This is a genomic window from Pelagibius sp. (genome assembly GCF_028289705.1).
Classification (GTDB): Bacteria; Pseudomonadota; Alphaproteobacteria; order Kiloniellales; family Kiloniellaceae; genus Pelagibius.
Genome location: NZ_JANQOI010000129.1, coordinates 69,638 through 95,453, shown reverse-complemented (window position 1 = coordinate 95,453; position 25,816 = coordinate 69,638). Strand labels below are relative to the sequence as shown.

General features: G+C 68.6%; 24 protein-coding genes and 1 tRNA gene. 20 read left to right on the top strand and 5 right to left on the bottom strand.

What is annotated here, in order from left to right:
* Nucleotides 1-122: 122 nt before the first annotated feature.
* On the bottom strand, nt 123-338 hold the full coding sequence (locus Q0996_RS16900) for a hypothetical protein (protein WP_299622322.1): 216 nt from the start codon (nt 336-338) through the stop codon (nt 123-125).
* Between the two features lie 176 nt (nt 339-514).
* On the opposite strand from Q0996_RS16900, the gene Q0996_RS16895 reads away from it, so the two are divergent.
* A tRNA-Thr gene (locus Q0996_RS16895) sits at nt 515-589 on the top strand.
* An 89-nt stretch (nt 590-678) separates the two neighbouring features.
* Here the strand turns inward: Q0996_RS16895 and Q0996_RS16890 are convergent.
* Nucleotides 679-2,160 (bottom strand): alpha/beta hydrolase, encoded by a 1,482-nt coding sequence (locus Q0996_RS16890; RefSeq protein ID WP_299622319.1) that lies wholly within the window; start codon nt 2,158-2,160, stop codon nt 679-681.
* 231 nt (nt 2,161-2,391) lie between these two features.
* Between Q0996_RS16890 and bchI the strand changes: the two genes are divergently transcribed.
* The 7 genes from bchI (at nt 2,392) to Q0996_RS16855 (ending at nt 9,500) form a co-directional block, all read left to right on the top strand.
* Nucleotides 2,392-3,426 (top strand): magnesium chelatase ATPase subunit I, encoded by a 1,035-nt coding sequence (gene bchI, locus Q0996_RS16885; protein WP_299622316.1) that lies wholly within the window; start codon nt 2,392-2,394, stop codon nt 3,424-3,426.
* Entirely contained in the window at nt 3,423-5,216 is a 1,794-nt protein-coding gene (locus Q0996_RS16880; RefSeq protein WP_299622313.1) for a magnesium chelatase subunit D, read from the top strand. The genes bchI and Q0996_RS16880 overlap by 4 nt, the downstream gene beginning before the upstream one ends.
* Nucleotides 5,213-6,100, top strand: coding sequence for an alpha/beta fold hydrolase BchO (gene bchO, locus Q0996_RS16875; protein WP_299622310.1), 888 nt, complete (start codon nt 5,213-5,215; stop codon nt 6,098-6,100). The genes Q0996_RS16880 and bchO overlap by 4 nt, the downstream gene beginning before the upstream one ends.
* 167 nt (nt 6,101-6,267) lie before the next feature.
* Nucleotides 6,268-7,737 carry a phytoene desaturase gene (locus tag Q0996_RS16870; protein WP_299622380.1) on the top strand — a complete coding sequence of 490 codons (1,470 nt, stop codon included), beginning with the start codon at nt 6,268-6,270 and terminating at the stop codon, nt 7,735-7,737.
* Nucleotides 7,718-8,815, top strand: a complete 1,098-nt coding sequence (locus Q0996_RS16865; RefSeq protein ID WP_299622307.1) for a phytoene/squalene synthase family protein — start codon at nt 7,718-7,720, stop codon at nt 8,813-8,815. Before Q0996_RS16870 ends, Q0996_RS16865 begins: the two co-directional genes overlap by 20 nt.
* Before the next feature lie 65 nt (nt 8,816-8,880).
* Nucleotides 8,881-9,369: a TspO/MBR family protein gene (locus tag Q0996_RS16860; RefSeq protein WP_299622305.1), complete on the top strand. Its 489-nt coding sequence runs from the start codon at nt 8,881-8,883 to the stop codon at nt 9,367-9,369.
* Complete coding sequence (locus Q0996_RS16855) at nt 9,366-9,500, top strand: hypothetical protein (RefSeq protein ID WP_299622302.1); 135 nt, start codon at nt 9,366-9,368, stop codon at nt 9,498-9,500. The genes Q0996_RS16860 and Q0996_RS16855 overlap by 4 nt, the downstream gene beginning before the upstream one ends.
* Nucleotides 9,501-9,521: 21 nt before the next feature.
* On the opposite strand, the gene Q0996_RS16850 is transcribed toward Q0996_RS16855, so the two are convergent.
* Nucleotides 9,522-10,337: a carotenoid 1,2-hydratase gene (locus Q0996_RS16850; protein ID WP_322096738.1), complete on the bottom strand. Its 816-nt coding sequence runs from the start codon at nt 10,335-10,337 to the stop codon at nt 9,522-9,524.
* A gap of 47 nt (nt 10,338-10,384) precedes the next feature.
* A complete protein-coding gene (gene crtD / locus Q0996_RS16845) occupies nt 10,385-11,938 on the bottom strand; it encodes a 1-hydroxycarotenoid 3,4-desaturase CrtD (RefSeq protein WP_299622299.1) in 1,554 nt (517 codons plus the stop codon).
* A gap of 190 nt (nt 11,939-12,128) precedes the next feature.
* Between crtD and Q0996_RS16840 the strand changes: the two genes are divergently transcribed.
* The 12 genes from Q0996_RS16840 to Q0996_RS16785 all read left to right on the top strand — a co-directional run bounded on the left by Q0996_RS16840 (nt 12,129) and on the right by Q0996_RS16785 (nt 23,492).
* Nucleotides 12,129-12,995, top strand: a complete 867-nt coding sequence (locus Q0996_RS16840) for a polyprenyl synthetase family protein (protein WP_299622296.1) — start codon at nt 12,129-12,131, stop codon at nt 12,993-12,995.
* 74 nt (nt 12,996-13,069) lie between these two features.
* Nucleotides 13,070-14,215, top strand: coding sequence for a methyltransferase (locus Q0996_RS16835; protein WP_322096737.1), 1,146 nt, complete (start codon nt 13,070-13,072; stop codon nt 14,213-14,215).
* A gap of 105 nt (nt 14,216-14,320) precedes the next feature.
* Nucleotides 14,321-15,253, top strand: coding sequence for a chlorophyll synthesis pathway protein BchC (gene bchC, locus Q0996_RS16830; RefSeq protein WP_299622293.1), 933 nt, complete (start codon nt 14,321-14,323; stop codon nt 15,251-15,253).
* On the top strand, nt 15,250-16,287 hold the full coding sequence (locus Q0996_RS16825) for a chlorophyllide a reductase iron protein subunit X (RefSeq protein ID WP_299622290.1): 1,038 nt from the start codon (nt 15,250-15,252) through the stop codon (nt 16,285-16,287). The genes bchC and Q0996_RS16825 overlap by 4 nt, the downstream gene beginning before the upstream one ends.
* 110 nt (nt 16,288-16,397) lie before the next feature.
* Nucleotides 16,398-17,786: a chlorophyllide a reductase subunit Y gene (bchY, locus tag Q0996_RS16820; protein ID WP_322096740.1), complete on the top strand. Its 1,389-nt coding sequence runs from the start codon at nt 16,398-16,400 to the stop codon at nt 17,784-17,786.
* Nucleotides 17,787-17,788: 2 nt separating this feature from the next.
* Nucleotides 17,789-19,252, top strand: coding sequence for a chlorophyllide a reductase subunit Z (gene bchZ / locus Q0996_RS16815; protein ID WP_299622284.1), 1,464 nt, complete (start codon nt 17,789-17,791; stop codon nt 19,250-19,252).
* Between the two features lie 194 nt (nt 19,253-19,446).
* The gene (gene pufB / locus Q0996_RS16810) at nt 19,447-19,599 is read left to right on the top strand and encodes a light-harvesting antenna LH1, beta subunit (protein WP_299622281.1); all 153 of its coding nucleotides are present in this window, start codon (nt 19,447-19,449) and stop codon (nt 19,597-19,599) included.
* 28 nt (nt 19,600-19,627) lie between these two features.
* Nucleotides 19,628-19,783, top strand: coding sequence for a light-harvesting antenna LH1, alpha subunit (gene pufA, locus Q0996_RS16805; RefSeq protein WP_299622279.1), 156 nt, complete (start codon nt 19,628-19,630; stop codon nt 19,781-19,783).
* A gap of 101 nt (nt 19,784-19,884) precedes the next feature.
* Complete coding sequence (gene pufL / locus Q0996_RS16800) at nt 19,885-20,709, top strand: photosynthetic reaction center subunit L (protein ID WP_299622276.1); 825 nt, start codon at nt 19,885-19,887, stop codon at nt 20,707-20,709.
* Nucleotides 20,710-20,725: 16 nt separating this feature from the next.
* Complete coding sequence (pufM, locus tag Q0996_RS16795; protein WP_299622273.1) at nt 20,726-21,700, top strand: photosynthetic reaction center subunit M; 975 nt, start codon at nt 20,726-20,728, stop codon at nt 21,698-21,700.
* On the top strand, nt 21,697-22,707 hold the full coding sequence (gene pufC / locus Q0996_RS16790; RefSeq protein WP_299622270.1) for a photosynthetic reaction center cytochrome PufC: 1,011 nt from the start codon (nt 21,697-21,699) through the stop codon (nt 22,705-22,707). The genes pufM and pufC overlap by 4 nt, the downstream gene beginning before the upstream one ends.
* A 101-nt stretch (nt 22,708-22,808) precedes the next feature.
* A complete protein-coding gene (locus tag Q0996_RS16785) occupies nt 22,809-23,492 on the top strand; it encodes a heme oxygenase (biliverdin-producing) (RefSeq protein ID WP_299622267.1) in 684 nt (227 codons plus the stop codon).
* 120 nt (nt 23,493-23,612) lie between these two features.
* Here Q0996_RS16785 and Q0996_RS16780 read toward each other — a convergent pair whose 3' ends face one another.
* On the bottom strand, nt 23,613-25,808 hold the full coding sequence (locus tag Q0996_RS16780; RefSeq protein ID WP_299622264.1) for a GAF domain-containing protein: 2,196 nt from the start codon (nt 25,806-25,808) through the stop codon (nt 23,613-23,615).
* Nucleotides 25,809-25,816: the final 8 nt, after the last annotated feature.

Sequence of the window (25,816 nt, the reverse complement as noted above, 5' to 3'; positions counted from 1 at the left end):
CTGGGGAACCGCGCGTTTCTACTGGAACGCTGCCCGGTCCACAAGCCGCCGCGCGCCAGGGCTGCCCCGGACCCGCCGCCGGAGCCGGTAGCAGAAGCTGTCACCGTGACCACAGGCTCACCTCAGTCGCGCTCCGGCCGGTCGCCGCCACCGCCCCCCGTTTTTTGGGTGTCGGAATCGGAGGCCTGGGAGTCGAGGCGTTCGCGCTGCTGGGCCTTGCGCTTGCGCAGGTTCTCGCGCAGGGCCGCGGCCAGGCGCTGATCGCGCTCCGAAACGCCCGTGGCGCCCGGCGCCCCCTTGGGGCCCTGCGCCCTGCCCGTCCGGCTGTCGTTTGGCATGGCGCGACACTGCCGCCCGATTGTGGCGAGGTCAAGGCCGCCCCGCCCTCGCGCCAAAGCTGGACTCAGGCCCGCGGAGCCGCGGAAACGCTCCCGTCCGCCGGCCCCATGGAACCCCTTGCCATCGCCGTGCGCTGGTGGCATGGTCCGCGCCATTCAGACCGTAGCCCTCTTGTGCCGCCGTAGCTCAGGGGTAGAGCACACCCTTGGTAAGGGTGGGGTCGGGTGTTCAATTCACCCCGGCGGCACCATTCCTTTGCAGACCCACCAATCGCCACCTGAGAGATTTGCCGCCGACCCAGCGGAACCCTTGGCATGATCGGCAAAAGCGGTTGTTCGCTTACACCGCGACCAATGGAAATGTGACGCCGAGCGCCCAGGCGAGAATCAGGCCGAGGGCGAGGCCGGGGGCCATCGCCGTGCCGCTGCGCCGTCCGACCCAGCGGCCCATGAGGCCGAAGATCAGAAAGAACAGCACGATCACCGGCAGCACCATGATGAGAAAGAACAGCCGCTCGAAGTCGAGGGCGACGGCAAGGCCGAGGGAGGCAAGAAGGGCAAGCCGGGCCGCGACGCGCCGCCAGAGCCGTGCCCGGCCCGCCTCGGTCAGCAGACTGTCGGCCAGCATGAAGGGCACTGCCCCCACCGCCAGGGCGAGGATGACCGGCACGCGGCCGAGGTGGGGCACGAAGCTGGCGGCGTAGCGATCCAGCGCAAGACCGAAGACGCCGATGCCGAAGACCGCCAGCGCGCAGGCCGGCAGCACGGCCAAGCGGCCGAAGCGCAGGCCGCGCCATTTCAACAAGGCGAGCGCGATCAGTCCGTAGACCAGCAGGTGCAGCGTAAGGTAATCCGCGACCAGCACCGGAAGAAGGCGTAGTTCAAGCGGGTAGAGCAGCAGCGGCGTCAGCACCGCCGGCACCAGGGTCGCCGCCGCGAAGCTGCTGGCGATCGGGGTTTCCGGGCGGCGGCGCCCTTCGGGCAGGAGCGCCGCCAAAGGCCAGGCGAGGAGCAGGATGGCGCCCAGCAGCAGAGCGATCCAGCCGCCGGTCGTAGCGACCGGACCACTGCTTCTGCGGCCGTAGGCGGCGTCGATCCAGGCGCGGGCCTCCCTCAGCGAGGTTGTGCTGTAGAGCACGCCGACGTGCTCGACCATCGGTGCCACCACGGCCCGGCGCAGCACGGCGCCTGCCGGGCTTGTCGCCGTTTCGCCCTCTTCGGCCTGCGGATCGACGCGGCGCAGGGCGTCCAGCGCCACCCTGCGCAGGCCCGGTTCCCAGGCGCCGGTGATCACCAGAAGCCGCTTGGGCAGATCGGCGGTCACCGCTTCCGAATACATCGACACGGCGACGACGGCGGCGATCCGCGGGTCGGCAATCGTCTGGCGCACCACGATGTCGGTGGCCATGGAATGGCCGAGCAGGGCAACGGGGCCGGATGCGTTCAGCCGGTCCCGGGCGGCATCGATGACCGCTGCGGTCTCCGCCACCAAGCGCCGGGTCGCGCCCTCGATCTCCGTCAGATCCCCGGACATGGGGACCGGGTTGCGTCCGTGACCCTGAAAATCGAAGCTGACGGCGGTGTAGCCGGCCTGTGCCAGGGTCAGGGCGAAAGCCTCCATCAACTGGCGCGAGCCGGCGAAGCCGTGGGCAATGACCACAAGGGGTCCGTTGGTCCCCGGTTGGCGGTAGACCGTCGCCGGCGTCTCCCCGGCGCGCAGCGGCGCGATGGCCAGCCCGGCGCGCGCGGCCTCCAATTGCCACAGGGCCAGCGCAATCAGCGCTGCTGCGACAATGCCGGTCAGGCGTTGGACCGCCGTCACCTCTCCCCCCTCTCGGCCGGGCTTGCCACCGCAGGCCGGAGACCCTCTGCGTTATCCTCGGGCCCCAATCCAAGACCGAAACGGGACGAGTGTCCAGATCGCCTGTCGCATTCGATTGTCCAATCGATGTAACATCGGTCCCGGGTTCGACGGAATCGTGAGGGTCAACGGAGCGATGACAGGACTGCAGACCAGCCACTTGCCTGCCCGGCGCGGGGGCGGTGTCTGACCATGGCCGATCTCTATCCCTTCTCCGCCATCGTCGAGCAGGAAGAGATGAAGCTGGCCCTGCTCATCGCGGTGATCGACCCCTCGATCGGCGGGGTCCTGGTGTTCGGACATCGCGGCACGGGCAAGTCGACGGCGGTGCGCGCGCTGGCCGCCCTGCTGCCCAAGATGCAGGTGGTGGCCGGTTGCCGCTATCACTGCGATCCGGCGGCCGAACCGCGGACCTGCGCCGACGACTGCGGCCTGCGCCGCGGGCGCAAGGCAGAGGAACTGAAGACCAAGTCGGTCGCCGTCCCGGTGGTCGACCTGCCGCTGGGGGCCACCGAGGACCGGGTGGTCGGCGCCCTCGATCTGGAGCGGGCGCTCACCGAGGGCGTGAAAGCCTTCGAGCCCGGTCTCCTGGCCCAGGCGCACCGTGGCTTTCTCTACATCGACGAGGCGAACCTGCTGGAAGACCATCTGGTCGACCTGCTGCTCGACGTCGCGGCGTCCGGCGAGAACGTCGTCGAGCGGGAGGGGCTGAGCGTGCGCCACGCCGCGCGCTTCGTCCTCGTCGGCAGCGGCAACCCCGAGGAAGGCGAACTGCGCCCGCAGCTTCTCGACCGCTTCGGCCTCTCGGTCGAGGTGACCACGCCGGAAGACCTGGCCAGCCGTGTCGAGGTGGTGCGCCGCCGCGACGACTTCGAGCGGAACCGGACCAGATTTCTCGCCAAGTGGAAACGCAAGGACGGTCAACTCCGCCGCCGCCTGGTGGCGGCCCGCGAGCGGCTGGACGACGTCGAGGTGCCGGAAAGTGCCCTGGAACGGGCCGCGGAACTCTGCATGAAGCTGGGGACCGATGGTCTGCGGGGCGAGCTGACGATGATCCGCGCGGCGCGGGCCTTCGCCGCCTTCCAAGGGGACAAGAGCCTTGGCGACGAACACCTGCGGCGGGTGGCGCCTGCCGCCCTGCGCCACCGGCTGCGCCGCGACCCCCTGGACGAGGCGGGCTCCGGCGTCAGGGTCGAGCGCGCCCTGGCGGAACTGTTCGGCGCATGACGGACGAGGCCCTCTCCCCCTGGCAGGATGCCGCCCTTGGCGCGGCGGCGCTGGCGGTGGACCCGGTGGGTCTGGGAGGCGCCGTTCTGCGGTCGCCACCTTCGCCGCTGCGCGATCACTGGCTGAGCCTGCTGCGCGGCTACCTGCCGAAAGAGACCCCCTGGCGCCGCGTGCCGCTGCATGTCACCGACGGGCGGCTGTTCGGCGGCCTCGACCTGGCGGCGACTTTGCGAGCCGGCCGGCCGCTGGCGGAACGTGGCCTGCTGGCCGAATGTGACGGCGGCATTCTGCTCCTCGCCTCGGCCGAGCGCGTCGCTGCGGCGACGGCAGCGCGGCTGACGGCCACCATGGACAGCGGCTTCGTCGCCGTCGAACGCGATGCCACCAAGGCCCGCCACCCGGCGCGCTTCGCAATCGTCGCCCTCGACGAAAGCCTCGACGACGAGGACGGCATGGCGTCGGCGCTCACCGACAGGCTGGCGCTGCACATCGACCTGAGTGGCATGGGCCGCTACGGAGACCTCTTGCCCGCCTTCACAGCGAACGATATCGAGCGGGCGCGGTCCCGCCTTGCAACCGTGGAGGCCGCGGAGAGCGACATCGAGCTGCTCTGCGGCATCGCGCTCGCCCTGGGGGTCGGCTCACTGCGCGGCGAAGCTCTGGCCCTGCGGTTCGCGCGGGTCCATGCGGCGCTCCATGGCCGCGCGGCCGTTGCGAAGGCCGACGCCGAAGCCGCAGCGCGGCTGGTCCTGGCGCCGCGCGCCACCTGCCTGCCGCAATCGGCAGAAGACGCTCCGCCACCGCAGGAACCGCCATCCCAGACAGAGTCGAGCGACGACAACGAGGCCGAGAGCGGCGGCGAGACCCCGCTCGAAGATCTGGTGCTGGCCGCCGCCGAGGCGGCCATTCCCCCCCGGCTGCTGGCACAGCTGCAGTCTGCTGCGGATCGCGCGAAGCCCCGCCGTGCTGCCGGCCGGGCCGGGGCACTGGGGGCCGCCCGGCAACGCGGCCGGCCCGTCGGGACACGCCGCGGCGATCTCGCCGGCGGCAACCGCCTGAACCTGGTCGAGACGCTGCGCACCGCGGCCCCCTGGCAGGCGCTGCGCCGCCGCCAGGCCGGTTCGGACAGCAAGGATCGCCGCATGGAGGTGCGCCGCGACGACTTTCGCATCGTGCGCTTCAAGCAGCGCAGCGAGTCCGTCACCATCTTCGTAGTCGACGCTTCCGGCTCCGCGGCCCTGCACCGCTTGGCGGAAGCGAAAGGCGCCGTCGAGCTGCTGCTGGCCGACTGCTACGCGCGGCGCGATCAGGTCGCCCTGATCGCCTTTCGCGGCCAGGACGCCGAGATCTTGCTGCCGCCCACCCGTTCGCTCGTCCGCGCGAAGCGCAGTCTGGCGGCTCTGCCCGGCGGTGGCGGGACACCCCTGGCCACCGCAATCGATGCGGCCCTGGTGCTGGCGGAAGCCGCGCGGCGAAAAGGGCAAACTCCGAACGTCGTGATGTTGACCGACGGGAGGGCGAACCTGGCCCGCGACGGCAGGGGCGGACGGCCGGAAGCGGAAGAGGACGCACTCTCCGCCGCCCGGGGTCTGCGGGCGGCCGGGGTCGCCGCGCTCTTCATCGATACATCACCCCGCGCCAATCCCTTCGCCCAGCACTTGGCGGCAGAGATGGGCGCGCACTACCTGGCGCTGCCGCAGGCCGACGCCCAAAGCCTCTCGTCCGCGGTTCGGGCCAACGCCTTGGCGGCGACACCGCCGCGTGCCGATCCCTGGAGGCCGTCCCCGTGAGCGCCTGGCCGCTCTGGGAGGAGGACGGCCGCGACTGGCCGAACCGCGACAGCAGCCAATTCGTCCTGGCCGGCGGCCTCGAGTGGCATGTGCAGTGCGCGGGCGCGGGCCCCTGCCTGCTGCTGCTGCACGGCACCGGTGCGGCGACCCACTCCTGGCGGGATCTGCTGCCGTTGCTGGCGCAGCGATTCTCGGTGGTGGCACCGGACCTGCCGGGCCATGGCTTCTCCCAGACCGCAGCCTTCCGCCGCATGTCCCTCGGCGCCATGGCCAGATCCATCGAAGACCTGCTGGCCACCCTTGAAGTGTCGCCGGCTTTGGTGGCCGGCCACTCGGCCGGCGCCGCGATCCTGGCGCGCATGTGCCTCGACCAGCGGATCGATGCCAAGGGCCTGATCAGCCTCAACGGGGCGTTCCTGGCGCTGCGCGGACTGCCGGGACGATTCTTTTCGCCGATTGCCAGGGCCCTGTCGTTGAGCGCCGCTGTCCCCCGCCTGTTTGCGCAGCGCGCGAGCGATCCATCGCTGGTCAACCGCCTGCTGCGGGAGACCGGCTCGCGCATCGATGCCGAGGGCGCACAGCTCTATCGCCGGCTGGCCCGCAAGCCGGCCCATGTCTCCGCCGCGCTCGACATGATGGCGAACTGGAACCTGGACCGCCTCGAAGCCGAGCTGCCGCGGCTGCCCGTCCCCCTGCTGCTGATCGTCGGCACCCGGGACCGCAGCGTCTCGCCGGCACAGGCGCGGCGCATCAAAGCCATGGTGCCCGCCGCCGAGTTGGTCTCGATGCCCGGCCTGGGTCACCTGGCCCATGAGGAAGAGCCGCAGCAAACGGCCGATCTCATCGCCCGCTTCGCCCGGGACGTGGAGGCGCTCCCCGCCTGAGGGGATGCCGCGTCAGGCCGGTTCGTCAGGGGAATCTCTCCCTGGCGTCAAGATAAAATAACAGTTATTGTTGTCATGTTGTGTTGACGCTTGCGAGAGAAAGCGACGCCGACGCGCGTCAGCCTGCGCCGACCGAGCCGGAGACTCAGGCGGACAGGCCGCATGCGGTGATCATCGGCAGCGGCTTCGGCGGTCTTGCCGCGGCGGTGCGGCTGGGCGCGCGCGGCTATCGCGTGACGGTGCTGGAGCGGCTCGATGCGCCCGGCGGACGGGCCTGCGTGTTCCACCAGGACGGCTTCACCTTCGATGCCGGCCCCACCATCGTCACGGCTCCCTTTCTGTTCGAAGAACTGTGGCAGCTCTGTGGCCGCCGCCTGGCCGACGATGTGGACCTGCGCCCGCTCGACCCCTTCTACCGGATCCGCTTCGACGACGGCGCGGTCTTCGACTACTCCGGCGATCCGGCGGCCATGCGCGAGACCGTCGCCCGCTTCTCGCCCCAAGACGTCGCGGGCTACGAGCGTTTCATGGCGGTGAGCGAGCGCCACTTCCGGATCGGCTTCGAGAAGCTGGGCAGCGCCGACTTCGGGTCCTGGACCGCCATGGCCCGGGTGCTGCCCGATCTCCTGAAACTGGAGGGTTATCGCAGCGTCTATGGTCTCGTCGCCAAGTACATCAAGGACGAGCGTCTGCGCACAGTGTTCAGCTTTCATCCCCTGCTGATCGGCGGCAATCCCTTCAGCGCCACCTCGGTCTACAGCCTGATCGCCTTTCTCGAACGCCGCTGGGGCGTGCACTTCGCCATGGGCGGCACCGGCCGCCTGGTGGCCGGTTTGGTGGACCTGATAAAGGGCCAGGGCGGGCGGCTGCGCTTCGGGGCGGAGGTCGGGCGCATCCTCGTGAAAAGCGGCCGCGCCGTCGGGGTCAGCCTCACATCCGGCGAGGTGGTTCCGGCGGAGATCGTCGTCTCCAACGCCGATACCGCCTGGACCTATCGCCATCTGCTGCCGGCGGAAGCGCGCAGCCGTTGGGGCGACCGGCGCCTGGAGCGTTCGCGCTATTCCATGAGCCTCTTCCTCTGGTACTTCGGAACCGACCGGCGCTACGACTCCGTCCCCCACCACAGCATCCTCCTGGGGCCGCGATACCGCGGCCTGGTCGCCGACATCTTCCGGCGCAAGGTCTTGGCGGAGGACTTCAGCCTCTACCTGCATCGGCCGACCGCCACCGATCCTTCCCTGGCGCCGCCGGGCTGCGATGCCTTCTACGTGCTCTCGCCGGTACCCAACCTGGAGGGCGCCGTCGACTGGCGCCAAAGCGCAGAGCCCTACCGTCAGCGCATCATGGCCTATCTCAGCGAAACGCTATTGCCCGGCCTGAATGACGCGGTCGTCTCCTCCCGGATCATGACCCCGCCGGATTTCGAGCAACGCTTGCTGTCCTATCGCGGTGCCGCTTTCGGCATGGAGCCGATCCTGACCCAAAGCGCCTGGTTCCGGCCCCACAACCGCAGCGAAGACATTGAAAACCTCTACATCGTCGGCGCCGGCACCCACCCGGGCGCCGGTCTGCCGGGCGTCCTCACATCAGCGCAAGTCCTCGACAAGGTGGTTCCCGATGCCGCAGCTTTTGCCTGAGAGAAAACGCTCCGCCAGCGACCTCGCGGCCTGCCGCGCGCTCCTGCGGGTCGGCTCCCGCTCCTTCTACGCCGCGTCCCTGCTGCTGCCGCGGGAGGTGCGCGACAACGCGACGGCCCTCTACGCCTTCTGCCGCCTGGCCGACGACGCGGTGGACCTGGGACACGACGGCTGCGATGCGCCCGCCGCGATCCTGGCGCGGCTGGAGAGGGTCTATGCCGGCCGGCCCGCGGACGACCCGGTGGAGCGGGCCTTCGCGGCCATGGCCGAGCGCTGTGCCCTGCCGCAAGAGCTGCCGGCCGCCCTCATCGAAGGACTGCAATGGGATGCCGAGGGGCGGCAGTACGAGACGCTCGCCGATCTGCAGGCCTATGCGGCACGGGTGGCGGGCACCGTCGGGGCGATGATGACCCTGGTCATGGGGGTGCGCGACGCCGAGGCGCTGGCGCGCGCCTGCGATCTGGGCGTCGCCATGCAGCTCACCAACATCGCCCGCGATGTGGGTGAGGATGCCCGCGCCGGGCGGCTCTACCTGCCGCGGCAGTGGCTGCGCGAGGCCGGGATCGATCCGGATGATTGGCTGGCGCAGCCGACCTTCGATGCTGCTCTTGCTTCCGTCGTCGCCCGCCTCCTGAACGCCGCGGCGCGGCTCTACGAACGCGCTGAATCCGGGATCGCCGCCCTGCCGTTGGGCTGCCGCCCGGCGATCTTCGCCGCGCGGCTGATCTATGCGGAGATCGGCGACCGGGTCGCGGACAACGGCTTCGACAGCCTGTCCCAAAGAGCCGTCGTGCCGAAGGGGCGCAAGGTTGGATTGATCCTCAAAGGCGCGGCAAGGACCGCGGGCCAAGGCATCTCCCTGCGCCGAAGCGCCTTGCGCAAGGCACTTGCCGAACCCGCCTTGGCACAGACCCGGTTCCTGGTTCAGGCCGTCCAGCCGGCCGCGGCGCCGGGATCCGCTGCGCTGCTGCCCTGGTGGGACCTCAACGCGCGGGTCTGCTGGGTGATCGCGCTGTTCGAGCGGCTGGAGCGCAGCGATCGCGATATGAGCGCCGCCGACGCGGCGCCCCGTGCGTGACAAGCGCCGAGACGGCCCTGTCCATGGCATTGACGGGGCGCGCAGAAAGGCTAGGTGACTAGGGTATGGACGGCCCCTCCTATCTGACCTTGCTGCTGTTTATCGGCGCCCTCATCGTCGTCGCCACCAGCGGCATGTATTTCCGCCCCGGCGATTGGTATGAGCGGCTTGCAAAGCCCTCCTGGCAGCCGCCGGGATGGCTGTTCGGCCCGGTCTGGATGATCCTCTATGCAATGATCGCCGTGTCGGGCTGGCTGGTCTGGTCCGAAGCCGGCTGGCTCGGCGCCGCCCTGCCGCTGGGCATCTACGCCGTGCAACTGGTGCTGAACTGGCTGTGGTCGGCGATCTTCTTCGGTCTCAAGCGCATCGGCCTCGCCCTGGCCGAGATGGTCGTGCTTTGGGCGTCCATCGTCGCCATGATCGTCACCTTCTATCCCATCCACGCAGGGGCGGCGCTGATGCTGCTGCCTTACCTGGCCTGGGTCAGCTTCGCCATGCTGCTCAATTTCACCATCTGGCGGCTGAACGACACTCGGCGGGTCGCTCTGTCGTGAGCGGCGAGTTCCTGATCCTGCTGGAGCTGGGCCTGTTCTACCTGATGGTGGCCGGCGCGGCCCTCTGGCAGCTCTATTCCGTCAGCAAACCCGATGACGGCCGCAAGGCCGACCCGGATCGCCGGCGTTAGCGGGACCGCGGTCCGGGCAGGTCACCCGCGCCGGGGCATGCGAAACGGCAAGAGGGCGCGGACCCAGGGCTTGCGAAAACGGTCGAGGTCCAGGCTCTCGTGGACCGCGATCACATCCTCTCCCATCAAGCGCGTGGCCAGCAGCGAGCGGGCATAGAAGGGACCGTCTTCGAGCGTGCGCAGAACGCGAGGCGCCCCGGGAGCTTCGGCCTGGGTGCCGCGGGCGATGCGCCAGAGGGTGCCGGGCAGAGGCGCCGCCGGCGGCGGAGTCATCTCTTCGATGACACCGTCGGCACCGACGTGAAGGGCCAGGGCCGTCCGCGCCCCGCTTCGCTCCCGCGCGTTGTACAGCAGCGCAGCGCCGCGTCCCAGGTGGGCCCGCGCCCAATCCCAGCGCGCGAAGGACGCCTCCAGCGGCAGGGTTCCGGCGTTGCTGTCGAAGTAGCCGCTGCCGTGCCAATTGAGAGCCGGCTTCTCCAGATCGAGCTCCACCCGCGCGCGCGGCGCGACCGGCCACCAATGGTGACAGCCCGCCGTATCGAGAACGATTTTCTGTCCGGTAAAGGCCTCGGGATAGAGGCGAATGGTCCCGCGCAGCCGCGACGGCAGGGGAACCGTCACCTCGTCGACCCGAACGGTGAGGCAATCGCCGCTCCAGGTCAGCGCGCTGGGGCCGATCTGCAGGTGGCGGGCGTCGCGCGTCAGAGACCCGCGGCCGCGTTCGGTCATCGCCCAGCGGTCGCCCCGCGGCCCGTAGAGTGCGAGGTTGACGGCACAGTGGTCGAGCGGATCGGCAGAGCCACGGCGGCGCGCCCAGGCATAGTAGGGCGAGAACACGCTGCCGATAAAGGCGATCAGCGTGAGCCCGTGGCAGCCATCGTCGCTCAGTGCATCGACATACCACCAGGCATAGCCACCGGATGGGACGGGGACCGTGAAACCAGGTCCTGGAGCAGGCTCGCCGCCGCCAGGCGCCCCGAGATCGCCGCCATGGGAATGCCCGGGCCCGGATGCACGCTGCCCCCCGCCAGGTAGAGCCCGGGCAGGCGGGTCCGCGCGCCCGGGCGGCTGAACGAGGCCTGCCAGCCGTGGGATGCCTGACCGTATAGTGCGCCGCCGCTGCCTGGGAAGAGCTGGTTGAAGTCGTGGGGCGTGGTCATCGTGGCGGCCGCCTCGTGCCGTTCGATATGAAGACCGCAGCCTTCCAAGCGGGCGAAGGTGTTTTCCGCGCATGAATTCGTCTCCAATGCGTCGAAGGACGGGCCGTCGCCGTATGCCGGAGCGTTGACGAGGCAGAACAGGCGTTCGGGGCCTTGCGGAGGCGCCTCGCCGGGATCGCCGCGATCCTGGGCACAGACATATACGGTTGGCGAGCGCGGCAGGCGGTGCTGTTCGAAGATGTCGGCGAACTCGGCCGGGTAATCCGATGAGAAGAACACGTTGTGGCGCAGCAGCGGGAAGCCGTCGGCCCTCGCCACAAGGGACCAGGTGACCGCGGAGAGCGAGCGCGCAGACGGGCTGGGCGCGGGCACTGCATCGGCAACACCCTGTCCCAGGAGCCCGGCGGCGGCCGCGGCCACATCGGCGTTGAGCAGCACCGCATCGGCCGCCAGGTCTTCCCCGCCGGCGAGCCGCACTCCCTCGACCCGACCGGCCGGCGCGCGCACCTCGGCGACCTCGGCGCCGTAGCGGATCTCGGCGCCCTGGCGGACGGCCAGGGCTGCCAGGGCCTCGGCCAGGCGCTGCATGCCCCCCTCGACCAGCCAGACGCCCTTCTGTTCGACATGGGCCACCAGCATCAGGGTCGCCGGCGCCACAAAGGGCGAAGACCCGCAGTAGGTGGCGTAGCGGGCGAAGAGCTGGCGCAGGCGCTGGTCGTGAAAATGCTCGCCCAGCGCCGACCAAAGGGTCTGAAAGGGCTTGATGCGCCACAGGCCGCCGAGCCCGCGCCAGCCGACGTTGCGGACCAGGCCCGTCGGGCTCGGGCGCTGCGCCTGCATGAAGGAGCGCTCCAAGGTGGTGTAGATCTCGCCGGCCCGGGTGCAGAACTCGAGAAAGCGGCGCGCTTCCGCGGCGCCAGCGAAGTCGCCGATGGCCTCGGCCGAGCGTGCCGTCTCGGCATGGAGATCGAGCCGTTCCGTGGCGTTCCAGGCATGACGCGCCAGAATCTCGGCCTGCTTCAGCCTCACGCAGTCGTCGAGGCCGGCACCGGCATCGTCGAAGATCTCGTCGAAGATCCAGCGCATGGTCAGGACCGTGGGCCCGGAATCGACGGCACGGCAGTCGGCCGGCGGACCCACGTGCAGCTCGCGCATCTTGCCGCCGGGTGCCGCGGCGCGCTCCAAGAGCGTGACCTCCAGGCCCCGGCGCGCCAGCTCCACAGCCGCCACCAGACCGGCAATCCCCGCTCCAACGATGATGATCCGCTCTCCGCTCACCTCCGGGTCCCGTCGCTCCTCCCCACAGTCTGCCCGTCACTGCGCCCGCAGCCCGATACGGCAGGCCCCGATACGACAGGCAAGGTCATTGACAAGCAAAAGAGAACTGTCCAATCTAACTTACACTATAGAATGACAATTAGAAATGACAGTCGAGGCTGAAATGGACACGGCGAGTCGGGAGGGGGCCATGCAGGCAGTCATGCACGTCGAGGGCACACTCGAGGCCGCCGTGCGGCGGGGAGAGGCGCCAGGCCATCCGCCCGGGCTGGCCGCGGCGATCCGCCACGCGGTGTTCCCGGGAGGGGCTCGCATTCGCCCGCAGCTCTGCCTCGCCGTCGCCGGCGCCTGTGGCGAGGGCGGTTCCCCGGTTGCCGCCACGGCCGCGGCCTCCATCGAGCTGCTGCACTGCGCCTCTCTCGTGCACGACGACCTGCCCTGCTTCGACGATGCCGATCTGCGCCGCGGCAAGGCCTCGGTCCACAAGGCCTTCGGCGAACGTCTCGCCGTGCTGGCCGGCGATGCCCTCATCGTCATGGCCTTCGAGGTCCTGGGACGCGGGGCGGCCACCCATCCCGAGCGCCTGGTCGAACTGCTGCGCATTGTCGGCGCCGCCGTCGGCACGCCGCATGGGATCTCGGCGGGCCAGGCCTGGGAGTGCGAGCCGGCGCTGGATCTGGTCCAGTACCAGCGGGCCAAGACCGGCGCGCTCTTTTCCGGCGCGACCATGGCCGGCGCCGCGGCGGCCGGCTTTGAAACAGCGCCCTGGCGGGCTCTCGGCGACGGTCTTGGCGAGGCCTATCAGGTGGCCGACGACATCCGCGATGTCTTCGGGAACCCGGATGACCTCGGCAAGCCGGTGGGCCAGGACGCCGCCCACGCGCGCCCCAATGCCGTGCACGCGCTGGGACTGGACGGGGCCGTCGACCGCCTGGAGGCGCTGGTCGCCGCGGCGGCCGAGTCGATCCCGATCTGTCCGGGGCGCAAGGCCCTGCGGTTGCGCATCATCGAGGAGGCGCAGCAATTCCTACCGAAGAAACTTCGGCGCGCCGCCTAGGGTCAAACCGCGCAGCACCGCCGATCACGTCACGCAAGACCGCCGGCAACCGGTACCGCTGGGATGACCGGCTGTTGGACCGGCTGTTGGATTTGCGCGACCGCCTGCTGGCAAACCAAAGCTTCCAGCGCTGGGCCTCGCGCTTTGCGCTGACCCGGCCCATCGCCCGGCACCGCAGCCGCGCCCTGTTCGATCTCTGCGCCGGTTTCGTCTACTCGCAGGTGCTGGCCGCCTGCGTGCGCCTGGAGCTCTTCGAGATTTTGTCCGAAGGGCCGCAGGAGCTGCACCCGCTGGCGCGGCGACTCGGCCTGGCACCGGATGCCGCCACCTGCCTGCTGGACGCGGCCATCGCGTTGAAGCTGGTCTCGCGGCGCGGCCACTTGCGCTACGGCCTCGGGGAGCTGGGGGCCGCGATGGTCGGCAACCCCGGCATTGCCGCCATGGTCGAGCACCATGCAATGCTCTATGCCGACCTGCGCGACCCCGTGGCGCTGCTGCGTGGCGAGCCGGCGGGCCGCTCCCTCGCCGCGTTCTGGCCCTACGCCGAGGCCGAACGTCCGGAGGACCTGGACGCCGACTCCGTGGCCGCCTACAGCCGGCTGATGGCCGCCTCCCAGCCCATGGTCGCGAGCCAGATCCTGGACGCCTATCCGCTGCGGCGCCATCGCTGTCTTCTGGACGTCGGCGGCGGCGAGGGCGCCTTTCTGGAAGCGGTCGCCGCGGAGGTTCCCGGCTTGGACCTGATGCTTTTCGACCTGCCGGCGGTCGCGGAACGGGCCGAGCGGCGCTTCGCGAGGCAAGCGGCGACAGAGCGAATCGGGGTCTTTGGCGGCGATTTCCTGAAGGACGAGTTGCCGCGCGGCGCCGACATCGTCTCGCTGGTGCGCATCCTGCACGACCATGACGACGCGCGCGTCCTCACCCTGCTGCGCGCCGCGCGCCGCGCCCTGCCGCCCGGCGGCACCTTGCTGCTGGCGGAGCCGATGGCCGAAACGCCGGGCGCCGAGCCGAGCGGCGGGGCCTATTTCGGCTTCTATCTGCTGGCCATGGGCCGCGGGCGGCCGAGGACCCCGGCCCAGCTCGCCGGCCTCGTCGAAGAGGCCGGCTTCGAGAAGCCGCATCTGCAGACCACAGGCAATCCGCTGCTGACGCGGGTGCTCACCGCCCGGGCCCCAGGCGAGGTCTCTGACAAGGTCTCTGGCAGGGCCTCCGGTCGATGAGCAATGTGTGTTCTGTTTTCTTGACATTCCAGAGTGTCCATATAAGCTGACACTTGGTCGAGAGATCATCCATAAGCCCTGATCCACAGGGCACGGAGGCCACCTTTGGAAACGCTCGCAGTTGTTCTAGAAAAGCCCGAGCGCCTAGTTCTTGATCGGCTTGAGCTTTCGCCGCCCGAAGCCGAAGACGTCGTCGTCGATATCGCCTGGAGCGGGGTCAGCACCGGAACCGAACGCCTGCTCTGGTCCGGCGACATGCCGGCCTTTCCGGGCATGGGTTATCCTCTGGTGCCCGGCTACGAATCGGTCGGCTGGATTGCCGAGGCCGGCGAGCGCTCCGGCGCCCGGGTCGGCGAATTCGTGTTCGTTCCCGGCGCGCGCTGCTTCGGCGAGGTGCGCGGTCTCTTCGGCGGAGCCGCGGCGCGGCTGGTCGTGGCCGGTGAACGCGTCATCGCCCTGGACAGCAAGCTCGGCGAGCGCGGCGTGCTGATGGCCCTGGCCGCGACGGCTCACCACGCCATCGCCGAGGGCTGCCCGGACCTCATCGTGGGGCACGGCGTTCTCGGGCGCCTCATCGCGCGGCTGGCCCTGGTCATGGGTGAGAGCGCACCGACGGTTTGGGAACAGAACCCGGATCGTGCCGCGACCGCCGAGGCCTATTCGGTCCTCCATCCCGACGACGACCCGCGGCAGGACTACAACCGGATCTGCGACGTTTCCGGCGACCACGGCATCCTGGACAGCCTCATCGGCCGTCTGGCCCCCGGCGGCGAGATCACGCTGGCCGGCTTCTACAGCAAACCGCTGTCCTTCGCCTTTCCCCCCGCGTTCCTTCGCGAGGCCCGGCTGCGGGTCTCGGCGGAATGGCGCGACACAGACCTGGCGGCTGTGTGCCGGCTCGTCGAGTCGGGGCAGTTGTCCCTGGACGGGCTGATTACCCATCGGGCGGAAGCCGCGCGGGCGGAACCCGCCTACCGCACGGCATTCAACGATTCCTCCTGCCTGAAGATGATCCTCGATTGGAGGCACTGCCAATGACCGAGACCAACGGACAATCCGGAGCCACCCTGCTGAAGTCCGCGCCAGACAGCGTGACGGAGGGCGATGCCCGTCTGCGGGACGAAGCGGCAATCGGGCCCGATCCCGTATCGACGGCGCCGGTGACCAAGGAAACCCAGATCATCGCCATCTACGGCAAGGGCGGGATCGGCAAGTCCTTCACCCTGGCAAACCTCTCCTACATGATGGCGCAGCAGGGCAAGCGGGTGCTGCTCATCGGCTGCGACCCCAAGAGCGACACCACCTCGCTGCTGTTCGGCGGGCGCAGTTGCCCGACCATCATCGAAACCTCCTCGCGCAAGAAGCTCGCCGGCGAGGAAGTCCAGATCGGCGACGTCTGCTTCAAGCGCGACGGAGTCTTCGCCATGGAACTGGGCGGTCCCGAGGTCGGCCGCGGCTGCGGCGGACGCGGCATCATCCACGGCTTCGAACTGTTGGAGAAACTGGGCTTCCACGACTGGGGCTTCGACTACGTGCTGCTCGACTTCCTGGGCGACGTGGTCTGCGGCGGCTTCGGCCTGCCGATTGCCCGCGACATGTGCCAGAAGGTCATCGTCGTCGGCTCCAACGACCTGCAGTCGCTCTACGTGGCCAACAACGTCTGTTCGGCCGTCGACTATTTCCGCAAGCTCGGCGGCAACGTCGGGGTCGCCGGCATGGTGGTGAACAAGGACGACGGCACCGGCGAGGCCCAGGCCTTTGCGGAGGCCGCCGGCATACCGGTGCTCGCCGCCATTCCCGCCCATGACGACATCCGCCGCAAGAGCGCCAACTACGAGATCGTCGGCAAGCCCGGCGGCGAATGGGCGCCGCTGTTCGAGGGCCTTGCCCAGCAGGCGGCCGAGGCCGGGCCGCAGCGGCCGACCCCCCTGACCCAGGACGGACTGTTGGGGCTCTTCGCCAGCGAGGCGGTGGGACGCGACGTGGTGCTCGATCCGGCCACGCCCGAAGACATGTGCGCCGGCGAGATCACCGAAAAGCCCTCTCTCGAAGTCGTCTACGAAGGGGTCTGACGGTCATGAGCCCCTACGACAACCCGCCGACAAGGCCGCCCGACCGAGCGCCTGACGAGCAAGCGGCTGCGCCCACGAAAGGCGGCGGCTGTCACGGCGGTCACGAGACCATGCTGAAGGCCGCAAAGGCAGCCGGCAAGACGGCGACTTTGGAACGGCTGGCCGAAGACTATCCGAAGGGCCCGCACGATCAGCCGCAGTCCATGTGCCCGGCCTTCGGCTCTCTGCGGGTGGGCCTGCGCATGCGCCGCACGGCGACCATCCTCTCCGGCTCGGCCTGCTGCGTCTACGGCCTCACCTTCACCTCCCACTTCTACGGCGCGCGCCGCACCGTGGGCTACGTGCCCTTCAATTCCGAGACCCTGGTCACCGGGCAGCTCTACGAGGACATCCGCAACGCAGTGACCGAGATGGCCGACCCGGAACACTATGACGCCGTGGTGGTCATCAACCTCTGTGTGCCAACAGCCTCGGGCATCCCCCTCGACCGCCTGCCGCGCGAGATCGACGGCGTGCGCGTCATCGGCATCGACGTGCCCGGCTTCGGCGTGCCCACCCATGCCGAGGCCAAGGACGTTCTGGCCGGCGCCATGCTGCGCTATGCGCGCGCCGAGGCGGAACAGGGGCCGGTGCAGCGCCCCCGGCAGAAGGACGGCCAGGACGCCGCGGACCGCCCGACGGTCACCCTGATCGGCGAGCTCTTTCCCGCCGATCCGGTGGGCATCGGCGCGCTGCTGGCGCCGCTCGGCCTGGCTGTCGGGCCGCAGTTGCCGTCGCGCGAGTGGCGCGACCTCTACGGCGCGCTGGACTGCCGCCTGGCCGCGGCGGTGCATCCCTTCTACACCGCCTCCGTGCGGGAGTTTCACGCCGCCGGGCGCAAGGTGATCGGCTCCGGTCCCGTCGGCGTGGAGGGCACCGCGGACTGGCTGCAGAGCGTCGGGGCCGCCGCAGGAGTCGCGGAGGCCACGATCGACGCTGCCAAGACCAAGGTGCTGCCGGCGATCCGCGCGGTGCTGGAGGCCAATCCCATCAAGGCGCGGGTCACCGTCTCGGGCTACGAAGGCTCCGAACTCCTGGTCGCGCGCCTGCTGGCCGAGGCCGGGGCGGAGGTGCCCTATGTCGGCACCGCCTGCCCGAAGACCCCGTGGAGCGAGGCGGACCGGGACTGGCTTGCGGCGCGCGGCACCCACGTGCAGTACCGCGCCGCGCTGGAGCAGGATCTGGCGGCCATGCGCGACGTGAAGCCCGACCTCGCCCTCGGCACCACGCCTCTGGTGCAGGCGGCGAAGGAAGAGGGCGTTCCGGCGATCTATTTCACCAACATGGTCTCTGCCCGGCCGCTCTTCGGACCGGCCGGTGCCGGTGCGCTGGCCGGCATCGTCGCGGCCCAGACCCGCGGGCGCGAACGCTTCCGCCAGATGAAGGGCTTCTTCGGCGATATCGGCAGCGGCGATTCAGCCGGCTACGGCGCGCAACCTGCCGCGCAGGGGGGTGATTGACCATGCTGGTGCTCGATCACGACCGTGCGGGGGGTTACTGGGGCGCCGTCTATGCCTTTTCGGCGATCAAGGGACTGCGCGTGGTGATCGACGGGCCTGTGGGCTGCGAGAACCTGCCGGTGACGGCGGTGCTGCACTACACCGATGCCCTGCCGCCCCACGAGCTGCCGGTGGTGGTCACCGGCCTCTCCGAAGACGAACTCACCATGAGCGGCACGGAAGAAGCGCTGCGCCGCGCCAGCGGCACGCAGGACCAGAAGCAGCCGGCCGTCGTGGTCACCGGCTCCATCGCCGAGATGATCGGCGGCGGCGTCACGCCCGAGGGCTCCAACCTGAAGCGCTTCCTGCCGCGCACCATCGACGAGGACCAGTGGCAGAGCGCCGACCGCGCCCTCTACTGGCTGTGGACCGAGTTCGCCGGCAAGAAGGCGATGAAGCGCCGCGAGAAGAAGCGCCCGGAAGGCGCCAAGCCCCGGGTCAACATCATCGGGCCGATCTACGGCACCTTCAACATGCCCTCCGACCTCGCGGAGATCCGCCGCCTCGTCGAGGGCATCGGCTGCGAGGTCAACCTGGTCTTCCCCCTGGGTGCCCATGTGAAAGACGTGGCGCGCCTGGCCGATGCCGAGGTCAACGTCTGTCTCTACCGCGAGTTCGGGCGCCAGCTCTGCGAAGCGCTCGATCGGCCCTATCTGCAGGCACCCATCGGCCTCTTCGCGACCACCAACTTCCTGCGCAAGCTGGGCGAGCTGACCGGGGTCGATCCGGAGCCCTTCATCGAGCAGGAAAAGCAGACCACCATCAAGCCGATCTGGGATCTCTGGCGCAGCGTGACCCAGGACTTCTTCGCCACCGGCTCCTTCGCCGTGGTCGCCTCGGACACCTACACCCGCGGCCTCAAGCGTTTCCTGGAAGAGGAGATGGGGGTGCCCTGCACCTTCTCCTTCTCGCGGACCGCCGGCAAAAAACCGGACAATGCCGCGGTGCGGACGGCGCTCAGGGATTCGCCGCCGCTGGTGCTCTTCGGCTCCTACAACGAACGCATGTATGCCGCCGAGCAGAACTGCCGCGCGGTCTACATCCCGGCCTCCTTCCCAGGCGCCATCGTCCGCCGGGCGACCGGCACACCCTTCATGGGCTATGCCGGGGCGACCTACATCATCCAGGAATACTGCAACGCCCTCTTCGACGCGCTGTTCCACATCCTGCCGCTCAGCAACGACCTCGACCGCGTGGAGGCCACGCCGGCGCGCGGCCAGAGCGCGGGCGCCTGCCGCTGGAGCGACGCGGCGCGCCGGGAACTGGAGGCGCATCTGGAACGCCAGCCTTTCCTGGTCCGTATCTCCGCCGCCAAACGCCTGCGCGATCGCATCGAGACCGACGCCAAGGCGGAGGGCGAAACGGAGGTCGACGAAGCGCGGGTGAAGCGCTCCCTCGCCGCGATGACCGAGGGGCAGACCGCATGACGATAACCCTCAACAGATCAGACCCTGCCCGCTGCGGCGCCCGTTCCGGCGCCGCTTCGGAGGCAGCGGTCCCAGAGCTCTTGCCCGGCGCCGCTGGGCAGAGGACTCGCCAAGGCCCTCGGGTCCGGGCGAACCCCGCCGCGTGGGATGAGCGCGGTAACGGCCACACGGCCATCCAGTTGGAGGCCATTTGAATGGCTAACGGCGAAGCAAGTGGCTCTCTGTCCGGATTGTCGGAAAATGAAGCCAGGGAATTCCACAAGTATTTCATGCAGGGGTTCCTGTATTTCCTCGGGCTAACACTGATAGCCCACATCCTCGTCTGGATCTGGCGCCCCTGGTTCTAGATCTAGATCGAAGAAGGAGAGAGAAATCATGTGGAGAATCTGGCTTCTATTCGATCCGCGCAGGGCGCTGATAGCGATCCTGACGTTCGCGTTCCTTATGGTGCTGGTGAACCATTTCGTTCAGCTAAGTACGGAACGCTACGGCAGCTGGCTCAACGCACCGGCCTCGACCAGCAGCGAGTGATCGCGGGGCCTTAGGCAGCGGGCGCGTCCTCTGGTCCGCCCGCTGCCACTTCAACTCCCCAGCGGAGTTGCAGTCTGTCTGATACGACGGAGAAGCAAGCCATGGCTATGCTCAGCTTTGAGAGAAAGTACCGCGTTCGCGGAGGGACGCTGATCGGCGGCGATATGTTCGACTTCTGGGTCGGTCCGTTCTATGTGGGCTTCTTCGGCGTCACGACCATCTTCTTCGCGGCCCTGGGCACCGTCCTGATCGTCTATGGTGCGAGCCAGGGCCCGACCTGGAACCTCTGGCAGATCAGCATCGCGCCGCCCGATCTGAAATACGGCCTGGGCCCGGCGCCGATGCTGGAGGGCGGCCTCTGGCAGGTGATCACGATCTGCGCCATCGGTGCCTTCGTTTCCTGGGCGCTGCGCGAAGTGGAGATCTGCCGCAAGCTTGGCATCGGTTACCACGTGCCCATCACCTTCGGTGCGGCGATCCTGGCCTATGTGACCCTGGTGGTCATCCGGCCGTTGCTGCTCGGCGCCTGGGGCCACGGCTTCCCCTACGGGATCTATAGCCACCTCGACTGGGTGTCCAACGTCGCCTATCAGCACCTCCACTTCATGTACAACCCGGCGCATATGGTGGCGGTCACCTTCTTCTTCACCACCACCCTGGCGCTGTCGCTCCACGGCGCGCTGGTGCTCTCCGCGGTCAATCCGGCCAAGGGCGAGAAGGTCAAGTCGCCGGAGCACGAGGACACCTTCTTCCGCGACGCCATCGGCTATTCCATCGGCACGCTGGGCATCCATCGCCTGGGGCTGCTCCTGGCCATCAACGCCGGTGTGTGGAGCGCAATCTGCATCGTCATCAGTGGACCCTTCTGGAACCGTAGCTGGCCGGAGTGGTGGGATTGGTGGCTGCGACTGCCGATCTGGTTCTGAGGGAAAGGCAAGGACCATGGCTGAATACCAGAACATCTTCACACGCGTTCAGGTCCGCGCCGGGCCCGATCACGGCGTCGACCTGCCGCGTCACGACTCCGACCGCGCGGGCAAGCCCTTCTTCGCCTATTGGTTCGGCAAGATCGGCAATGCCCAGATCGGCCCGATTTATCTGGGCTGGACCGGCATCGCCTCGCTGATCTTCGGCTTCGCGGCGATCGAGATCATCGGCCTCAACATGGCTGCCTCGGTGAACTGGGATCCGATCGAGTTCATCCGTCAACTGCCCTGGCTCGCCCTTGAGCCGCCGCCGCCGAAGTACGGATTCATGATCATCCCACCCCTTGCGGAAGGCGGATGGTGGGTGATCGCCGGCTTCTTCCTCACGACCGCCATCCTGCTATGGTGGGTCCGGACCTACCGGCGCGCGAAGGCGCTCGGCATGGGCACCCATGTGGCCTGGGCCTTCGCCTCGGCCATCTGGCTCTACCTGGTGCTCGGGTTCATCCGCCCGGCCCTCATGGGAAGCTGGGCGGAAGCCGTGCCCTTCGGCATCTTCCCCCACCTCGACTGGACGACCGCCTTCTCCCTGCGTTACGGGAACCTGCACTACAATCCCTTCCACGCCCTGTCGATCGTCTTCCTCTACGGATCGGTGCTGCTCTTCGCCATGCACGGGGCGACGATCCTGGCGGTCAGCCGCCTGGGCGGCGAGCGTGAGATCGAGCAGGTTACCGACCGCGGCACCGCCGCCGAACGGGCGGCACTCTTCTGGCGCTGGACCATGGGCTTCAACGCCACCATGGAGTCGATTCACCGCTGGGCATGGTGGTTTGCCGTGCTCACCCCGCTGACCGGGGGGATCGGGATCCTCCTGACCGGCACGGTGGTCGACAACTGGTACCTCTGGTCCGTGAAACACGGCGTCGCCCCGCCCTATCCAGACTTCTTCCAGGGCATGGGCGATCCGGCGATGGGAGCGGGACAATGAACATCTGGACAGCCTTGGTGGCCTTCGTGGCGGCGCTGCTGACCGTCGCCATGTTCGTGATGGCCGATTGGGACCTGCCGCCGGTGCAGAACACGCAGACCGGCTACCGCGGCACGGCGATGGCGGAGATCGACGACATCGAGCGGCTACAGGTCGAGATCGAGGCGAACCAGCTGCCCGACGTGCCCTGGGAACTCGACACCACCGGGCCGCGCGCTTCGGAGGTCTATGAGAACGTGCCTGCGCTGGGGCATCTCAGCTCCGACCAGTTCGACCGGCTGATGGCGGCGATCACGGAATGGGTCTCCCCGGAAGAGGGCTGCAGCTATTGCCACAACGACGACAACCTCGCCTCGGACGAGGTCTACACCAAGGTCGTGGCCCGGCGGATGCTGGAGATGACCTGGGAGATCAACGCCGACTGGGGCGAGCATGTCGCCGAGACCGGGGTCACCTGCTACACCTGCCACCGCGGCCACCCGGTGCCCGAGAACGTCTGGTTCCGGGAGGATGCGCCGGGGCCGACGCGGGGCTGGGCCGGCTATACCGCCGGGCAGAACACCGTGTCCGTCGGCCTTACCTCGCTGCAGACCGATCCCTTCTCGACCCTGCTCGGCGACGATGGCGAGATCCGCGTCGAAAGCCTGACAGCCTTGCCGACCGGCCATGAGGCTTCCATTCAGGAAACGGAGCGGACCTATTCGCTGATGGTCCACATGTCGGAGGCTCTGGGCGTCAACTGCACCTTCTGCCACAACACCCGGGCGGTGCAGGACTGGGCGCAGAGCACGCCCCAACGCACGACCGCATGGCATGGCATCGATATGGTGCGCGATCTGAATGCCATCTACCTCGACCCGCTGCAGCCGGTCTTCCCCGAGGCGCGCCTGGGGCCGCTTGGGGATGTTGCCAAGGCCAACTGCACGACCTGTCATCAGGGCGTCCAGAAGCCTCTCAACGGCGCCAGCATGCTCGGCGACTACCCCTCGCTGCGCAGTGCCCCCTGAGGGGAGCCGCTCGGCTTGACCGCGATGGTTGCCTCGGCGAAGCTTGAAGCGGCCAGCAGCGATCGGCTTCGGATATGGATGGAGACAGAGCGAGCCTGACGTTGACAATCGGAGGTCCGGACTCCCCGGGGGTAGGGAACCCGGGGCTGGCTGACTGTCTGAAGGAACGAACGGGCGACCTCCATCGTCAGGCCGAACGCAGCGGCATCATCGCCGATATCCTCCGCGGAAGCGCCAGCCGCCAGGACTACGTGGTGCTGCTGCGCAACCTGCACCCGGTCTACGCCGCGCTCGAACAGGCCTTGGAGTCGGCGCGCGGGCGCGATTCGCTGACCAGTCTGGCAGAGCCGGTGATCTATCGAACCGCCTGCATCGAACGCGATCTCCAAACTCTTTGGGGATCGGACTGGCGAGGCGCACTGCCGTTGCTGCCGGCCGCAAGCCGCTACGTCCGCCGTGTCGAAGCCGCCGCACAGGGCGATGGCGCGCGCCTCTACGGTCACGCCTATACGCGCTACCTCGGCGATCTCAATGGCGGACAGGTGCTGCGTGGCTTGCTGTCCCGCCGGCTCTCGCTCGGGCCCGAGGGCCTCTCTTTCTACGACTTCCCGCAGGTCGCCGATCTGCCCCGCTTCCGCGCGGCCTATCGGGAGGCGATCAATCGCGCGCCGCTGTCTCCCCTGCGCTTTCAGGCCGCCGTCGAGGAGGGGGTGCGCGCCTTCGCCCACAACATCGAGCTGTCGCTCGCCATCGGGGCCACCCGCGCGAACCTGGGCATGCGCTAGACTCTCTCATGTCTTGACGGAACCGGCCCGCTCCCCCACCCGGCAACCCATAGGATACTTGGGCTGGGTGGCCGGGTGGGGGAGCGGGCCGGAGCTGATTCGACGAAAGTCGAAAACGCGCTAACCCTCCTCTTCGGGGTCCTCCGCAGTCTCGGCCCCGCCATCGAACATCGCGTGCCACATCAGGTGCTCAAGAAGCTCTCTTGAGCGCGCCACCGAGGCTTGCACACTCTCCAGCTTCGCCGGGATCTGTGCCAGTTCCATGCTGTCGGTGATCTCGAGGGCGGCAAGCTGCGCGTTGCCGACCACAGAGGAAAGCAGATTGCGGTACAGCAGATCCGCTTTGGAGTTGAGTTGCAGACCATGCATCTGGTGACGCCCGATAAGACCTTCCTGGAAGCTGCGGCGGGCGTTCTCGGCCGCCTTGCGTTCGGTCAGATCGGTGAACAGGAAGACGAAGCCCAGCACTTGGTCGGGTGCAGACATGACGGCGTCTGCCCGAACCCTGAGCGGCACGGCTTCACTTTGCTGCAGGAGCAGCCGCACTTCGCCCCGCCAGATGTTCCGGTGACGAAGCAGGTCGTCGAGACTGCGCCGGACCGCGTCGGACTCGGCGAAGAGCGCCGGCAGGTCGTTGACGCTGGCGATCTCCTGCAGCTCGTCGTTCATCAGGCGCTTGAAGGCGGCGTTGACCAGCAGGATGCGCCCGTCCGGCGTCGCGGTGATCACCGGTTGTTCAGACAGCTTGACCTTGTCGCTCACCTGCTCGAGCTGCTGCTGGGCGATGACCATGCGCACGGAACGGAACTGCAGGACCACATCCGCCAGGGTGCTGCCAATCAGCCGCGCCGCGTTGAGGTTGGCCGGCGTCCAGGGGTCGGCGGTTCCCTCGACGACCTGGTGCCACTGCGAGAACGACCGCCGCGGAGAGAGGTCCGAGGGGTCGTTGCCGACGATCACCGGCTTGAAGGGGTTGCCGCCCCAGGTCACGGTGCGGATGCGCTCCGGCCGGAACCAGATCAGGTACTCGCCCGGCGCCCGCGAGAGCGGCATCGCCAGAAGCCCGCTGGCCACCGGTTTCAGGGCGGCGAAGGCCGGGTCCACGAGGCCCAGAGAGGCGACGGCCACCTCTCCTTTGGGCGTCTGCGCGTCGAGCCAGGCGCCGATACGCCGCAGTTCATGGGTGCCGGGCACCTCACCGGTCGTCCGCACCTCGCCCTCGAACAGCAGGGCCGCACCGCCCGCATCGAGCGGCTGCAGCAGAGAGCGCGCGTGACCGAAGAGGGCGGACTTCCAGTCGCCGTCCCGCGAGATGGCTTCGACCAGGCGCTGCTCCAGGCGCTGTACCATCAACTCGGCCTCGGCCTGAACGAAACTCTCCAGCGCCGCCAGGCGGGTGGCGACCGTCTCCGCCAGAAGCTCGACGACGACGCGCGTCTCATAGGGCACGCTGAGCGGCGCATAGTGATGGCAGGACACAAGGCCCCAGAGCCGGCCGGCAACCATCAGCGAAGCCACCAGCGTCGCGTTGACGCCCATGTTTTGCAGGTACTGGATGTGGATCGGCGACATGCTGCGCAGGGTGCAGAGCGACATGTCGAGATCCTCGCCCGTCAGCGGCGACTGGACCGGATCCAAGGGCACCGGCTCATAGTCGACATCCACCAGCACCCGCACCCGGTTCCGCTCGTAGAGGCGGCGGGCGATCTGCGGAATGTCGGAGGCGGGATAGCGGTTGCCGAGGTAGGGCTCCAGATGCTCCTCCCGGCGCTCGGCAAAGACCTCGCCGTGCCCTTCCTCGTCGAAGCGGTAGACCATGATCCGGTCAAATCCGGTCAGCTCCTTGAAGATGGTGGCCGCCTCGTTGCAGAGCTCGCTGAGGGAGACCGTCTCCAGAATCTTGCGCAGCGACCCTTCGAGGTGTTTGGAGAGGTTGAGCGAAGCGCCGGCCTCCTCCAGCTCGACGATCAATCCACCCTGCGGCGGACGATGCAGCAAGCCGTCGAACTCGCGGGCCGGCGATCCCAAGTGGCATCTCACGGCGATAGGGATGCGGTCCATTCGATCGTCCAGATGGCGCCTGACTTTCTCGGCCAGGTCGCCCTCGATGTCGTCAAGCCTCATCCCCAGAACGGATTCGCGGTTCAGGAAGGCGCCGGCGTTGGTGCTCGACTGGATGATCAGGAGTTCCGGCTCCTGGAGCACCAGCAGAGCACCATGCGGTTGGATCGAACCCGCAAGGTGAATCTGCTCACGTTCGCAGTTCGAGAGATCGGCTTCGCCGAAAGCCGGTGTTGCGGGATCTTGCTGGGTCACGCCGAGGC